Genomic DNA, 15,280 nt, shown 5'->3' with positions numbered 1-15,280 from the left:
AGGTCCGTTATTTTGTTGAGTAAGGAGGAATAACGATATCTTTGGTTAGAATGATATTAAATTCATAACCACTAGGGACGGTGATAGTCGGTGCTATCTGTAAGTTTTTTTGGATTAAGGTAGTACCCACTTGTGAATACTGCTGTATCACGCCATTAGCAATAGTTTGACTTGGACTCACACTATCACCATTATCATTTGTGGATATGGCCGCTGTTGTACCTCCTGCAATTAAGCCTAACAAGGTTGATTGTCCGAACAGTCGCCAGTAGTGATTATTAACATCACCTTCAAAGCCCGTTTGTCCTTCAACATCAACTCCGCTCATACCACGTAAATTAACAGTAGAGCCATCGGGGAAGTTAATTCGATACCATTGAACTGGTAAGCGTTCTTGACCGAATGCTACTTGCCCGTTGTATTGTCCAACTAATTCAGCTCCTTGCGGAAATAACAATGTAGAACCCGTCGCACTGTCATAGACATTTTGGGATATCGTAGCGGTTACGGTTCCTGCAATATCTGAATTTAATGCCCCGCCCAGAGTTGCGGGTATTAACGTCCCTATAGACAATGTATAAGGGCTTGAGAGAGCCGTTCTTGTGTTATCTAAGTAACCATCGAGCGTACTTTTAGTTTCTGCTTTAGGGTTGCCAGTGCCACTTACACCATCTCTCATTTTTTCTAGTGCAGCCAAGTGAGCCTTAGCTTCATCAAGGGTACTATTTGCAGCATTAGGGCTATTGGTTTTTTCATACTCAATATGAGTCGGGGCTTTAAGTGCGGCTAGAAGAGCTTGTGATTTTGCTCGCCTCATGACCAAATATTCTTTAATGGCCTCCTCTTTCAAACGATTTTCAATGCTGTTCTCATCATTAGCCTGGCGTAAATCTTCTTCTTTTTTTGCTACCTCTTCTTTGGCTTCCATAATTGCCTGTTTTGAGGGAATAACATTTTCAGAAGGTGCAGAAGCCAAGCTCATATTAAGACTTTGGTCAACATCTAATGCGTTTTGTTGCGTAGTTTGTTCTTGTGACTGTGCCTGTGATTGTTTTTGTTGGCCTTTACCAGCAATCACCATCATAGTGACAAGCACAATAAAGAAGAGGATAAAAGAAATGACCGCAAGGATCTTTTTATTAGCGATCTTTCTGGCTCCCGTCCCTAATCCACTAATTGAACCTTTAATATCCAAGTTCTCTCCCTCCAAAAATCGTTCTGGTAGGTAATGGGACTAATTTATTATCAACTAATGCCCATATTTTGGAAAAGTGACCTTTACCTATAATAATAGTGACAACAAATTGAGATTGGTTAAGCTGCTCAATTCGATAATTCACCTCTGGATAAATTGCTTGTTGCTGTGTGACTCCAATACCGCTATAGCGCAAGGTTTCATCTAAAACACGAGCAAATGTGCTGTTATCTCGGTTGAGATTAATGACTCCTTTTACCCCAATCGTTTGTTGCAGATAATGAGTAATGTCATTAGCAATAATTTTGGCCTCAAAATCAGTTAATACCACGTCATTATAGTTACCGTACTTGTCAGCGTCGTAACTGGCACATCCACCTAGTAAGAGAGCTAAGAGAAATAATACACGCTTCATCTATCCCCCTTAGTGATTAAGACTGATTTCTGATATTTGCCAGAACCAAGTAATAAGATGATTTGTTTTGGTAGACCATCGACAATGAAACGGCCATTTTTATAGCGATAGTTGATTTGTTCACGGCGGCCATCATTAACTACCAGTAGTGTAGGTAACTTTCCAGTAGCAACACTGCGGGGCATTTCAAGAATGGTTTTCACCGAGTTGTTGTAAACACGAATAGGAACAAAATCAGCCTGACCTTGGGTTTTGTAGTTAAAATCGAGATCATCAATGCTAAGGCCATTACCAAGAATTTTTCGCTCTTTTGCTTCTTTGGTGCGGGTATAAAGTGATTCTAATGTTTGGCTAATCACTTCTGGATAATCAAAGTTAACTGTTGGCATCCATTCTTTTTGACGACTAATCAGCTTGATATTGTAGGTTCGCTTATTTGTACCAATGACTAAGTTTGATGTTAAACCTGAATCTGTTGGTTTAACCATGACATGCGTAATTTGATCATTCGGTGAATTTGATACCATTGGTGTAATAGTCCAACGAACGGTATCACTGGCATTAAGTCCCTTTGGTAAAATTTCTTCTCCTGGTTGTAATTGGATATCACATAGATTTAAGGGTGAGCACACCACCGTTGGCATCACCGCACCATAAAAGTAAGTGACGCTACCATCCCCTCGCGTGATTGGTTTTGTTTTTCCATTTATCCATTTTTGAGCCAGTTTAACGCCTGCACGCTCAACAGTAGAAAGAGGGATATCAGGGCTAAGAAAGTCGAGGGAGTCTTGAGAGAGAGGCGGGACGATATTTGCATAAGAACTACAGGATACCAGTAGCCCTAATGCGAACAATTTAGTTTTTTGCATTACTGTAATTCCACAATGTTAAAGGTTCGAATAAAAAAGCCAAGAGGATTTCTATTGAGCTCCTTAGTATCGGTTGGTATCGAGACAAACGTATTCACTGTTGCTTTAAATCGTTTTATATATGGCCTTACTTGTCCATTTCGAGAAGTGATCGTTTCTTCCCATTCAACCTGAAAGGTATTTTCAGAAATAGGTAGAACACTGGTTATATTCACTGTGACTAATTCCGTTTGAGCCCGCTCAAAAACATTGTGATTTTTGTAATATCGAGACGTTGCTGTTAGAGCGGGAGTATTTGGCATTAGCATTGAATATACGTCTTCAATCAACTTTTTTTGTGCTGATACATCAACCAAGACTGAACGCCTAGCTTCAACAAATTCACGAAGTTGTTTTTCATGTAGAGCATTGATTTGAGATGGCGGCATTTTTGCTAATGGGCCGATAGGAATAGCTTGATTATTTTGTAGAGCCACGCCATACGGAACAATCTTTGACTGGCTACCGATATAAGCAATGCCAGCTACGGCGGATAAAGAGACGAGGATTAGGCCAAAACAGGCCATTTTCCATGAATGGGCTTGTGATATTGCACTTCCCATTCGTTCATCCCATTCTTGACGACCTTTTTGATAAAGAATGGATAACTCTTTGGCTCGTTCTAGTGCGATATCATTGTTATCACTATTTGCTGACACAGCATTTCTCCTATTTATTTAATTCATCCATCATGGCTTTGGCGAGATTGCGAGAGGCTTGATTCTTTTTTGCATCAGCCATCGTTGGTGTTGCGGTGGTTGAGTCGTTGGTATTTGGATTTGGACGGTTCGCCCCGCCCATACTTCTATGAGCTTGACTTAATGCTCTACCTATAGGGCTTTGATTAGCTAAAGCTTGCATTCCCACTTTTGCCGCTTTCCCAGCGACACTCCCTGCGCCTGTCATTACTTTTGCCGCTCCCTGCGCTCCTTTCATTGCTGCAAATGATTGAGGCGAATGACTCATTGCTGATTGAGTGGCAGAGCTAAACTTAGATAGGATATTTTTTCCTGCATCACTTGCCATAAACTTACTCATGGCCGCGCCGCTAGCTCCTCCTGCCACACCTGATGCAAGTAATCCAGCACCAGCGGCAGCTCCAGCGATTGCTGTTGCTGCTGCAACCGCACTTCCGCTACCGAAACGGAAATTACCAGTAGCGAGACTTGATGCGATGTTAGGCATAACTTTTATGAGAGCAAAATAAACAATTGCCATAGCAAGAAGCATCGCTATTGATGCAAGGGACGTATCTTCAAGTGTTAGATAGGCAGAAAAAACTTGATAACCGATTAGTACGGTTAATTGCATAAAGAATAACTGTGCAGCAATACCTATTACTGATGTGAAGTAGTTCATGGCATAGTTACGAGTCCATTCACTACCCAGAAACGCTAGCATGATAGTACCGCCAGAAACCAACATATAGGCCCCAACAATCAGCACTATCATCTCAGCGGCAATCATAGCGAAGATCACTATAATCACGAGTCCTACTACTGAGAGGAGAATGCCATTTATAATGCTAAAAGCAGAGGCTTTATCCCATATCTTTGTTGCGATAGATAATCCAAATTCGAGTATATCTGATGGACTAAATTGCTGATTAGTCCCTGCTAAAATCCCAGAGATTTTGCTAAAACTGGCAATTAAGGCTCTTGATAAATTAGGACCATCGCTAAGTAAATAGATTGAAACGCCGATAGACATTGTGCTTTGAAATAGAAACACAATGGCATCTACAACGCCGCCTTGCTTGAGTAGGACTTGCGCCGCCCCCCAGACGAAGCTAATCGTAACCAAGCCCACAAATAGCGACATTGTATATTTGTGGATAATAGGCTCCCATGCTGATGTTTGCTCATAGAAACGTTGCATGATCTTATCAACGGCATTATCAGATTGGCTAGCAAGGGAGAGAGGACTAAAGAGAAGCAGGCAGAAGATAAGATATATTCGATACATATTAGCCTCTACTGTTGTAAACGCTGTTTAACCCATCGAGCGGTTACGGTCTTGAGTGTTTTTCCTTCACTATTACCTATTAATGCCTGTTGGACTTGGGATGAATAAGGTTCCTGTTTTTTAACTTGTTCAGTTGCAAGCAATAAGGCCGTTTTATCAGCACTGTGACGAGCTTTTACTTGTTCCCTAAGTGCTGCAATGGCATTGGTCAAACTTTGTGTTTTCATGAGCAATTTCCTAATTTTGATGTGATAGATATTGAGCCTTATATGATGATGCCTGTTTAAAAAACAGAATAAGTGCAAGACACGGAATGAAATAAAGCCATGCTTGCAGGTTATGGAAATACAAGCATGTAATTGAAATAGTGATGATGGCTGCTAATAGTAGAATTAAAGTTAATACATGTAGTACGGGATAAGAGTGTGAAAATTGAGCATATTTGATAGGTATCTTTTGCATAGCGTATTCTCAGATAATATTTGTCAAATATTGATTACCGTCATAACCAACAACTTCACAAATCTCTTTAATTTTGCGTCCCTCATGACTTTTTTCGATATAAATCAGGGTATGAACTGTAGAGGCAATCATTCTCTTATTGGCAATGGGTGTAACTTCTTCAATACATTGCTCGATACGCTCAAGCCCTAGCGCGGCACTATTTGCGTGTACTGTTGCAATTCCTCCTTCATGGCCTGTATTCCATGCTTTTAATAGTTCTAATGCCTCACCGCCGCGCACTTCACCAATGATAATTCTATTTGGATTATATCTAAGGGTTGCTCGAAGGAGTTCGCGCATAGTGACGTTTGCGCGAGAGTGAGTGCGAAATACAACTGAATTTTCAGCACTCGGCTGTAGTTCGTTGGTATCTTCTAGTATGAGATGCCGTTCATGAGGAAAGAGTTCGGCCATCTTAGCTAAGATGGCGTTAACTAAGGTTGTTTTACCTGACCCCGTTCCACCTACCACCAGGATATTTTTACGTTCAGAAATGGCTTGGCAAATATAATCAAATTGCTCTTGTGTGATGATCTTACTATCTAAATAATCTTCTAGGGTGAAAACTCGTGTTGCTTTTTTACGAATAGTAAATGACACATTTGGGACTACGGGAGGAACAACACCTTCAAAGCGACTCCCATCAGAATAAAGTTCACACTCCAGGATTGGGTGATCTCTATCGACAATGAGTTGAACAGAATCGGCAACCGCATTTATTAGGTTTTGAGCCAGTATAGGCTCAATCTTATGACTGATATAATAAGGTTTTCCAAATTCATCAATCCAACAATTCCCATCAGGATTGAGCATTATCTCAGTGACAGAATCGTTTGAGAGGAATGGAGTTAAACCGCATCGGTCGATATGATAGTTAATTGATTTGGCAATGCGTTTATTATTTTGCATAGGACCTCATTAGCTTATCCACATTTCCACATGGGAATGGAGACATTAAAACGATCGGAGTGACCTTGTGTGTAATGTGGGTAAGCTAGTTAGTGGAAAAGAAAGGTTTTGTTTAATTAGGCTTTTTCCCAAGGCGATCAAACCAGTTCACACCATTTCGATAATTGAGTTCTTCACTCAATTTACGTGAATGTAACTGATCATCAGCCGCTTTTTGTGCATCGAGCTTGTCATTTGCTGTTGATATTTCAGTTGCTGTCATTCGAATATCCGTTTCCATGAGAGCTTGTACTTTTTGTAATGATCCTAATGCTTGAACTTGCAATTCATTAGATGCTTGTGCTACTTGAACAGCTCCTTGAGCATTATTAACATGAGATTGAATTTCTCTTATTGCGTCGTTATCGTCTTTGCGACTTTGGGCCACTTGGTTAGCAAATTTAAGAGCATTACGAGAGGTATCACGTAAGGTGTTACTCCATTGCTTATATTGACGTGTTGTATTTTCAGGTGAGTTGGCTTGATGGCGATAAACATCATAACCTTGGAATTTATTATCCCATTCACGATTTAGAGATTCGACAGAAAGCGTAAGAGCTTGACCTTGACTGGCAATGTTAGAAAGATCACGGAGTTGAGAATCAATATCGCCCCATTCCATATCTCTAATTTTTGCCATGTTTTTGATTTGGTTTTCTAATTGCTTGATCGAATTTAATGTTCGTTGTACAGACTCTATATAATCCTTTGCTTGAGCAATATTTGCTTGTAGAGCTTGAGTATTTGTTGCGCAGTTAACACAGACAACCGCAATAGAGTGAGCACTGCTTGATAGTAATAGCCCGCTAAGAAGCATTGATAAGTAAGTTAATTTCGTATTTTTACGCAAAATCCAGTCCTTTTTCTTTTAACCAATACAAATACCAGTTTTCGTTATGCTCTTTTACTAACTCTTTTATTCGCAGAAGTGATTTTTTGTCAGAACTACCCACGACAGAGATAGCAATATCATCAAGAGAGAGATCGATTAACCGCGAAGAACTACCCTGGACAACATAATAATCCCGTTTTTTTGTCCCTTCTTTAATCAGTTTAATTTGCGCGTTAGAAAGCCCAAACGTTTTGTAGGTATGCTTGATATTGAGTGCTTCACTGTTAGGCAAAAAGATCTTTGTGGGACAAGATTCCATTAGAACGTCCAGTATCCCAGATTCAATAGCCGCAGAGAGTAATTGAGTTGAAAAAATCACAACGCAATTGAGTTTTCTTAGTGTAAGAAGCCAGTCTTTTAGCATATTCTTGAACTTTTCATTCTTTAGAGAAATCCAACCTTCATCTATAAGAATAAATGCAGGTTCACCTTTTAAACGTAATTCAATTTGTCTAAATATATAGCTCAAAACTGGTGCGCAATCTGTATCTCCCCTATCCATCAAAGATTTAATTTCAAACACAGAAAGCGAACTTAGTGAAAATTCATCAGATTCACCATCAAGGAGATCGCCACCGTTGCCATTAATAGTGTAATACTCGATATGAGACTTAACATCTTCATTCTGGCACTGTGTTCTAAACTCAGATAGCGTTTTGATATTACTGCCTTTCATTGCCATTAACGCATTGTATATCGCGGTTCTGTGGGTCGGCTTAATGACTAGCCCTTGCAAAACAAGTAACTGCTCAATGAAGTTATTGCACCAACTAAAATCTGTATCCAAATTAGAAAGCGGTGCAAATTGTGATGTATCGTTTCCGATATCATAGTGACGGCCACCGCATTGACTTAACGCATACATGCTCATGCCAACATCAAAGGCATAGATAGCAGCATTTTCATAGCGATTCATTTGAGCGGCAAGAGTGGCAAGCAGTGTTGATTTGCCAGCCCCCGTAGGACCGAAAATTAATGTGTGACCTAAATCATCGACATGAAGGTTAAGACGAAAAACAGATGATCCTTGCGCAGATGCAACTAATAATGGTGGTGATTTAGACGGGTAAAATGGGCAAGGACAAAATTCATTTCCCGTCCAGATAAAATTTAAGGGCATTAAATGCACTAAATTATCAACAGATAGCAGAGGTTTTCTGATATTGGCGACACTATCACTAGGTAATGTACCAATAAACGCATCGGTTGCATTCACTGTTTCTACTCGGCAGTGCATACCAGAAATATATCGAATACATTTATCAACATATTCAGTTTGTTCGTTTAACTCGTCAATATCAGTATGGCGTAGAATGATAGTTGAGCTGTATTGTCCGTATGCTGATTCACCTTTATTGATTGCCGTTTCTGCCAGTTGATATTGAGCTACCATGCTTGCAGCGGCTTGATCAATTTTTGGATCTGCTACATTGAGTAGCTTATCCTTAAACGAGATAACTTTTTGTTCCCATTTTTTACGTTCAGTTTTGAGTAATTTTTGAGCTTCAAAATCATCAAAGAAAATGAACCGAGTTGACCAACGATACGGAATACTTAAATCATCAAGAGCCGCTAGGTACTGCGGGTGAGCAACAGACGGGAACCCATCAATTGTTATAACTGAGATAAACTCTTTATCAACACGAGGCGTAAAGCCAGGGAGGAAATCAACACTACCAATAAAACTGTCTAGTGCCATAGGACACGGAGGTAGTGCTATTGGATGCCAATTACCCGTTACAGTGTAACTAAGGTAAGAAAGGAAACTATCACACCAAACCTGACACGTATCATCAAAGTAGGCTCTTAATCGCTCTATATGACATGCACTTTCTAAACGGGTTGCCAGTGTATCAACGGCAGAATTAAATCTATCCAAATTGCGTTGTGCAAAGTTTATTTGCTTTGACTTTTCACCTTTTTCAAAAACGAGATCAGCTAATTTACTAGCTCGTCGGCTCGGAGGCATATAGGTAACAATGAGGATATAGGTTGAGGTAAATTTATTGCCTTGGCTTTCAAAATAAAGTCGTCTTGAATCATCTATGAGTTGAAGCAATGGGTGAGTAAAGTAAGAACTATTTTTATCAACATAAGCTTCACTTTTAGTTCGAATGGCATCGACTTGTACCATCCAGCCAGAGCCTAGCTCACGTAGAGCATTATTAACACGCATACAGATATCGTTACGATCTGTATTTGATGAACTGGATACATCAATGCCCTGGTATAAAAACCCAGCGGAAAAAGCCCCGTCTTTATTAAGGATAGTTCCATCACTAACAAGAGCGGCCCAGTTTAGTAGATCACTCATGCCGTGAATGCCTTCACGAAATGATTTTAATTTAAACATATCACTTCCTTTGTTTTGAGCTAAACGCGGGATAGAACGCTTGATACTTACGAGAACGCATAAAAATGTGTCTCATAGTGGGATCGCTTTTAGCGAGAGTTCGAAATGCCCATATAGAGCCAAATGCTAGTCCCAATCCTAGAATTGCGGCTAAGATATTTTGAAGCACGACAATTAAGATAAAAGACAGTAGCAATGAAGATAGGACGAGTTCACGATCCCCACCCATATATAAGTGAGGACGATTGAACTCAAAAATAGGGCTATAATTTAAAGGTTCATCGTCCATTGCATCACCTTAAATAACAAGAGTTGAAGATATGCCGAATACGGAGGATAAAATATTGACTGCTAGTACAATAAACGCAATAACAAGTACAACACCAATTAGCATTTTGATAAATCCAGATAGATCTGCATTTCCGAAAATTAGTGTACCGCCAGCGGCAACAATGCCTAAAACAGAAATACCGAAAGCAATAGGCCCTGTTATAGAGTTAACAATTTTTTCAACGGGTGATTCCCAAGGCATACCAGTGCTAGAGGCATGAACTAGAGAGGGAAACAGTGAAAAAAGAAATAAGCTAATATTTAAAATAATAGCATTAATGGTTTTCATAATTTGTATATTTTCCTATTGATGTATTGAATAAAGAAAGGGTTAGTTACAAAATTAATGTAGATTAAATAGATTCTATTAATTATTTTCCTCCAGTTTTTGTATAATTTTGTCACTTTCAACTTTAAGTTGAGATTCAAACCTTTGGTCTTTGATTTTATTTTCTAACCTTTCAAGTTGAAATTTTTCATAGAAACTTATGCTTCCATCTTTATAGTAATCAAGTAGTTTTGAATTAAATTCAGGACTATTTAAATCGCTAATTGTCCTATCATAACTAACTAAAGCTTTAGCTGGATATTTAAAGATGGCAAAGTATCCTAAAGAGGTAACAAGATAAAATATAAGAGATATGCCGACCCAAGGTATTATCCAATCTATTAATAATTTTTTAAGTGGCAATAAGCGCTTAATCATATCTGTCCTTAATAGTAATATTAAAATAAGTTATAAATTCCCAAAATAATTGAGACTTTCTATATTTTTCGGGATTTAGTTTGTAGTCTTCATATGTCGATAATGGAGCATCCAATAGAGAGCCAACTAGAGGTTTTACAATTGGAGTGATAAGAAGAAAAATAGCTAAACCTAGAGTAAGGTTGCCACCATCAAACTTAAAATAAAAAGTGAAAACTTGAAAGGAACTAAATAGTATCCAGATTAATATCTTTGGAACTAAATCAGGAAAGAATGACTCGAAAGCTTTTAATTCATTGATAATAGGTCTATGTATCATAAAAGCCTCAACTATTGAGATACAAGAAATACCAATCCGATGACACCAGTTAGTATCATGGCAGCGGTAGCTAATGAAAATTGTGAATTAAAACTTTCTATATCTTTAGCGGAATTAGCTATTATGTAAATTGTTATCGCGTAGCTAACAAACATTATTAATAATTGCCAAGTAAGTAATCCATCTGGTAGAGAATTTATTATTGAATTATGATCAATATCACTGAGTTTCATCTCGTTATTTTCCTATTCAAAATGGTTCTACCAAGTTTGCTCCATATTAAAAAATGGCTCTATCAAAATAGAATAGAGCCGTAAAGTTAGTACTAATTATGGTTTGTTTAATAATAATTAGCACTGCAACAATTGCTCCAGAGTACTACCTCTTATCTGAATTTTTGAGCAAGTCGAGCAGCTCTAGGATAATCAATAAAGGTTTTCCAGTTGTTAGAATCTAACTCTCCTTTAATTCTCTTTTCAGGTGCGATTAATGAAAATAGTCCGTCACGGTTGATTAGGTTTGTAAGAACATCCATATTATGCCAACGTAAAAAAACGGTTTTTGCTTGGGTTTTACCGTTGCCCAATTTGATGTCTTGCGGAATACGCATTAATGCAGCGAAAGCAATATCATTACTAGCGTGAGGTCTTGGACAATGACCACAAGATTTCATGACAGTAATATCAAGTAGCTCAATATCTTCAAGTCCACAGTAAAATAACTCGTTACCTTTTAAATATGCTAGCCAGTGATTTACCGATTTTAATATATTTCTCTTAATTTCACTTTTGGGAAACTCAAAGAAAGGCTGTGGCATATAAACCCCATAAACTAATGTAAGAGGTAAAGATTGTTCATCATCAGGCGCATCGCTAGGAATAAGTTTATCAAGGCCGTCAAATAAGGATTTAAGTTCATTAGCATCAACTAAAAAACGATAATCATTTTCTGGATTTGGCGATTCTAATAGTGCATATTGCATTGAAACTTCCTTTAGGTAAGAAGCAACAAAGACCGCCAACTGAAAGAAATTTAAGTGTAAACTTTAGTTAGGGAAAATCTTTGTTGCTTCTAATTTTGGAATAAAAAGGCAGCGTGAGTAAAAGGAACGCTGCAAACTCAAGGCTAGGTTTGAGTGAAAATTAGCTTCGACAGAAATGCTGATATAAGTCCTGATACAATAAAGCTAAAGATAGCGAGATCATAAAAAGATTCAAACATAGTATTCACTGCTATTAGAGACAGAAACGTACAAATCAACAATAGTTTTTCGTTTGCCGATAAATTGTTTCCAGTTTCGGGTTGTCAAAACTAGATTTTTAGCTTTTCTTTCTCTCTTTTTTCTTGCATGTTCAGTAAGTAGTAGTTCTTGTTGATGTGTTAATTTTCGAATGTTTCGTATTTGTGGTTCAGTAATTAAGATATTATTAATCTGACCACTAAATAGCGGATATTTATAGTCATCATTATTTTCTACCAATGCTGAAAACAATATACCATTCTGTAATTCTTCAAGAAATTTTACACCTAAGATTGCTTTAGAATCATAGGAAAACCCAGCAAGAAATTTTATTCCGCCGAGTTGCGGCAAATATTGGTAGGGTAATACTCCGTATATGATATTCATCAATCCTCCTTAACAACCTTTCGAAAGAAACTCTTTCGGGAAGCAGCTAAGAGTGGGCATCTTTCAATGCCCAGTCACGATATATCGCTTATGTTTGATCGTGATTCAAACGACTTGACTAAAGCAGCAATACTCTATGTAGTCTAAAATTAACTTGTATTCCCGTTTATTACGCGGTTGTCGCCCAAGGTGGCTAACTCCATTTTTTTAGGCTATTACCCGCCTGCCCCGTACTTAGGGCTTTAGGTCTTATACATAGGTATTTAAATTGAGTTCTAGCTAATAATAAAATCTTTATTTTTTAGCAAATGATCTTCAAGGCGAATAGATACTTCTCCTCTTCTACTTCGCTTTGAACGCTTACACGCGTCTAGTAGAAGAGCTGCATACTCACCATGTAAAGTTACTGTAACTGTAACCTTTTCATCATTCACAAAGGAATTTGAGTTATTCATGAGTATCCTTTTTTGTTCATTTAGATCTATTTTAAATTCATCATAAATACTTTAGAGGTTAGGAAAATCCTAACCTCTAAATAAAATGAGCAAATAGCTAAATATTAAGGTTCGTTATAATTCTCATAAAAAAAATAACACGAAGTTCACTAGAATTCTGGCAGTTAAATTTATACCTTATTTCTGTTAAATGCTTTTCAATAGCAGTTCTAGAACAACCCAATGAGATCTGTATATCTTTAGCACTTTTCCCTAATGCATAATGAAATAAGACTTCAAATTGCTTCACTGTTAATTCAGGAAAGATTTTTGGATGTATGCTAGACTCTTTGGAAATCATATTAGATTCTCCTCTTTTATGATTTAGTGGGTGATAAAGAGAGAGATTTATCACCCACCTTTCTGTAAGACAGAATCTTACACTACTGTAAGACAGATGTAAAAGAGAAGCGCGTGAATAAAAAAACATATAATCCATCAACAACATCAAAAACGACATCAATTACATTTCGATGCCCTAATGACATAAAGGTTAGAATTGATAATAAGATCAAGGAATTAAATTGTAGTTCTTCCAATGGTAAAGTAAAGATAACTCAAACTGAATGGCTAGTTTCAATAATTGAAAATGCACTCCAAATGGATCAAAAAGATCCGAATTAGTACAGTTTTGAACCTTTACTTTTCCTAATTACTAGCTATAATATTTCATAAGTTCGATAGTTAAGTGCATTACATAGCACGTTTACTACATAGCTTGCTATGTAGTGTATTTTTCGAATTAGAGTGTGTTGAGCTTCCAACTTGACTATGTAGCATTCGCAAAAAAGCCTGAATTTCCAGAGGATTCAGGCTTTTTTGTTTTCTGTCTTACAGTGGCTTGCAATTATTCTCGTTTAGTTATAGTATCTAGAGAATTAGGCGTGGAACCCTAATGTTGGTTTATAATCTCTGGAAAATTACTATGAATATTATTTCTAGCTGCATGGAGCAGCATCAAAGACGATACACACCCCCAGGCATAGATTATAGAGATGTTACGCTGTCACAGAGTAATACTTCTCATCTTGTGCATGAGGACGTGTATCATGTCAGCATCTAAGCACAAGCATCCTAAGAATCTACCTGTTAGTTCATCTTCTGATCGTCAGACTGCTGTAAAGAAACGTATTACAGAGTTAGGCTCTCGTAAGAACGAGTTTAAGAAGTCTTACTTTCCCTATTATACGAAGCGACTATTATTGGCGTTTGCTAACTTTATTGACAATCCTCATGGTTACAATAATCAGTTACACGATCTTTATTACTGTCAATCAATCATCTATGGCCTACAAGAACGTCAACGCGAAAATTGCGTTAAAGTAATGACCGTTCTTTGCAGTTGGCTTGAGGTTGAGACTAATCAAATCGGGCTAGCAAAGCATGAGCATATGGATACAGTCACTCATGGCTCAGTGATCAAGCGTTACAATAAGTTTTGGGGCGAATCTATAAGCCTGAAACGTTACTATCACACAATTAAGTTACTAAAAATGGCTGACTATTTAGTGATAGATGCGATCTTCCTACAGGATGCTGATATTCTATCGAATCTTGATTTGAAAGATGAAGAGTTACCACGCGTTTACTCAAAAGCGGCCTATAAATCACTGACTCAAAAGTTTGTAAATATTTTTGGTCTACATACGGATGATGGTGTAATGAAGTCTAAGCGACGTTCAATCACCAAGCGTATAAAGGCAGGATTACAAACTATGTGGGTGACGTGGCAATCATTCTCTGATACCTATCAATGGATCAAGCGACAGAGAGCGAATCTCAAGCGTGTTGACCCTATAACGCATGAAGAGTCAGAACGCTATCCCCAAGGGCGCACAATAGACTCTAGCATTCTTGGTGGTAACTACATAACCGAACATTAAAACCGCTAACAGCCAGAATATGCCGCTTAATTGCGGCTTTTGTCGTATCTCAAAAAAATTTTGTATGAAAAACATTCAAAACAACTAGGTTTTTCGTTAGTTGTGTGTGCGTTCCGCACCGGCAACACTCCAAACCTGGTTGTTTTTCGTTAGATTGAGTTAAGGTTGTGGATAAATCTGTTTATATATAAATAAAGAGATAGTGTGAACAAAGTATATGAAGCAACAGCGGTTTTTAGTATATATTTCATATATATCACTCAGTAGATATAAATATCTATTATTCAGAAAAGGTGGCAAGCCACCAAAAGTACTTCCCATTAAAACGACCATCTACCTTAAACAACCTTCATCTAAACATTCCCATTTAACTATCTTTGTTCAAATAATCACATTGTCGTTTTAATAGGCCCCAATTCTTTTACGCTTATTGTTAAACGAACAATACTACCTTTGCAAACGCCTTACTTATGAGTTCACTTGATATCTTTCTTTTGTCATTCGACAATTACCCTATTTTACTTATATCAACCACCACTAAGAGCAGCTTAGCAGGGATAAGGAAATGAGCTTGCTTAAAGTATAGTGTAATTTCAAAATGTACAGCTTGTGGTTAGTCTTTTCCCCTTATCGCTACGCGATTGCTTAGCATTCCTCGCGCGGCTCGTCATAAGGCTTTACAGGAACTATTTACGATTCCCCATTTTAATTAAACAGATAAAAATAATTGTTTCCACATCT

At 37.8% G+C, this 15,280-nt stretch carries 17 protein-coding genes; 1 reads left to right on the top strand and 16 read right to left on the bottom strand.

All coding sequences use genetic code 11. The features are described from left to right. Positions 1 to 7 precede the first annotated feature (7 nt). From CTN07_RS18320 to CTN07_RS23335, 16 genes are all read right to left on the bottom strand, one after another. On the bottom strand, positions 8 to 1,195 hold the full coding sequence (locus CTN07_RS18320; RefSeq protein ID WP_005307178.1) for a TraB/TrbI/VirB10 family type IV secretion system protein: 1,188 nt from the start codon (positions 1,193 to 1,195) through the stop codon (positions 8 to 10). Further along, a complete protein-coding gene (locus CTN07_RS18315) occupies positions 1,185 to 1,610 on the bottom strand; it encodes a conjugal transfer lipoprotein TrbH (RefSeq protein ID WP_036766460.1) in 426 nt (141 codons plus the stop codon). The genes CTN07_RS18320 and CTN07_RS18315 overlap by 11 nt, the downstream gene beginning before the upstream one ends. Continuing rightward, a complete protein-coding gene (gene trbG, locus CTN07_RS18310; RefSeq protein ID WP_005307175.1) occupies positions 1,607 to 2,479 on the bottom strand; it encodes a P-type conjugative transfer protein TrbG in 873 nt (290 codons plus the stop codon). The genes CTN07_RS18315 and trbG overlap by 4 nt, the downstream gene beginning before the upstream one ends. After that, on the bottom strand, positions 2,479 to 3,177 hold the full coding sequence (locus CTN07_RS18305) for a VirB8/TrbF family protein (RefSeq protein WP_005307173.1): 699 nt from the start codon (positions 3,175 to 3,177) through the stop codon (positions 2,479 to 2,481). Before CTN07_RS18305 ends, trbG begins: the two co-directional genes overlap by 1 nt. Before the next feature lie 10 nt (positions 3,178 to 3,187). Then, on the bottom strand, positions 3,188 to 4,483 hold the full coding sequence (gene trbL / locus CTN07_RS18300; RefSeq protein ID WP_005307169.1) for a P-type conjugative transfer protein TrbL: 1,296 nt from the start codon (positions 4,481 to 4,483) through the stop codon (positions 3,188 to 3,190). A gap of 8 nt (positions 4,484 to 4,491) precedes the next feature. Next, positions 4,492 to 4,710 carry a hypothetical protein gene (locus CTN07_RS18295; protein ID WP_036766459.1) on the bottom strand — a complete coding sequence of 73 codons (219 nt, stop codon included), beginning with the start codon at positions 4,708 to 4,710 and terminating at the stop codon, positions 4,492 to 4,494. A gap of 244 nt (positions 4,711 to 4,954) precedes the next feature. After that, positions 4,955 to 5,896, bottom strand: a complete 942-nt coding sequence (gene trbB / locus CTN07_RS18290; protein WP_005307167.1) for a P-type conjugative transfer ATPase TrbB — start codon at positions 5,894 to 5,896, stop codon at positions 4,955 to 4,957. Between the two features lie 112 nt (positions 5,897 to 6,008). After that, entirely contained in the window at positions 6,009 to 6,785 is a 777-nt protein-coding gene (gene trbJ / locus CTN07_RS18285) for a P-type conjugative transfer protein TrbJ (protein WP_005307163.1), read from the bottom strand. After that, positions 6,778 to 9,180 carry a VirB4 family type IV secretion/conjugal transfer ATPase gene (locus tag CTN07_RS18280; protein WP_005307161.1) on the bottom strand — a complete coding sequence of 801 codons (2,403 nt, stop codon included), beginning with the start codon at positions 9,178 to 9,180 and terminating at the stop codon, positions 6,778 to 6,780. Before CTN07_RS18280 ends, trbJ begins: the two co-directional genes overlap by 8 nt. Position 9,181: 1 nt before the next feature. Further along, positions 9,182 to 9,469, bottom strand: coding sequence for a conjugal transfer protein TrbD (gene trbD / locus CTN07_RS18275; protein ID WP_050787877.1), 288 nt, complete (start codon positions 9,467 to 9,469; stop codon positions 9,182 to 9,184). Positions 9,470 to 9,478: 9 nt separating this feature from the next. Continuing rightward, on the bottom strand, positions 9,479 to 9,799 hold the full coding sequence (locus CTN07_RS18270) for a TrbC/VirB2 family type IV secretion system protein (RefSeq protein ID WP_036766457.1): 321 nt from the start codon (positions 9,797 to 9,799) through the stop codon (positions 9,479 to 9,481). 78 nt (positions 9,800 to 9,877) lie between these two features. Further along, a complete protein-coding gene (locus CTN07_RS18265; protein WP_036766456.1) occupies positions 9,878 to 10,216 on the bottom strand; it encodes a hypothetical protein in 339 nt (112 codons plus the stop codon). A gap of 704 nt (positions 10,217 to 10,920) precedes the next feature. Next, entirely contained in the window at positions 10,921 to 11,517 is a 597-nt protein-coding gene (locus CTN07_RS18250) for a hypothetical protein (RefSeq protein ID WP_005307158.1), read from the bottom strand. A 231-nt stretch (positions 11,518 to 11,748) separates the two neighbouring features. After that, a complete protein-coding gene (locus CTN07_RS18245) occupies positions 11,749 to 12,162 on the bottom strand; it encodes a hypothetical protein (protein ID WP_036766453.1) in 414 nt (137 codons plus the stop codon). Positions 12,163 to 12,437: 275 nt separating this feature from the next. Further along, positions 12,438 to 12,617, bottom strand: coding sequence for a TraY domain-containing protein (locus tag CTN07_RS18240; protein ID WP_036766451.1), 180 nt, complete (start codon positions 12,615 to 12,617; stop codon positions 12,438 to 12,440). Positions 12,618 to 12,714: 97 nt separating this feature from the next. After that, positions 12,715 to 12,957 (bottom strand): helix-turn-helix transcriptional regulator, encoded by a 243-nt coding sequence (locus tag CTN07_RS23335; protein ID WP_036766450.1) that lies wholly within the window; start codon positions 12,955 to 12,957, stop codon positions 12,715 to 12,717. A gap of 748 nt (positions 12,958 to 13,705) precedes the next feature. Here CTN07_RS23335 and CTN07_RS18230 point away from each other — a divergent pair. Beyond that, entirely contained in the window at positions 13,706 to 14,539 is an 834-nt protein-coding gene (locus tag CTN07_RS18230; RefSeq protein ID WP_005307155.1) for a hypothetical protein, read from the top strand. Positions 14,540 to 15,280: the final 741 nt, after the last annotated feature.

This window comes from Photobacterium damselae (assembly GCF_003026815.1).
GTDB lineage: Bacteria > Pseudomonadota > Gammaproteobacteria > Enterobacterales > Vibrionaceae > Photobacterium > Photobacterium damselae.
This window is presented reverse-complemented; position numbering and strand designations above follow the sequence as displayed.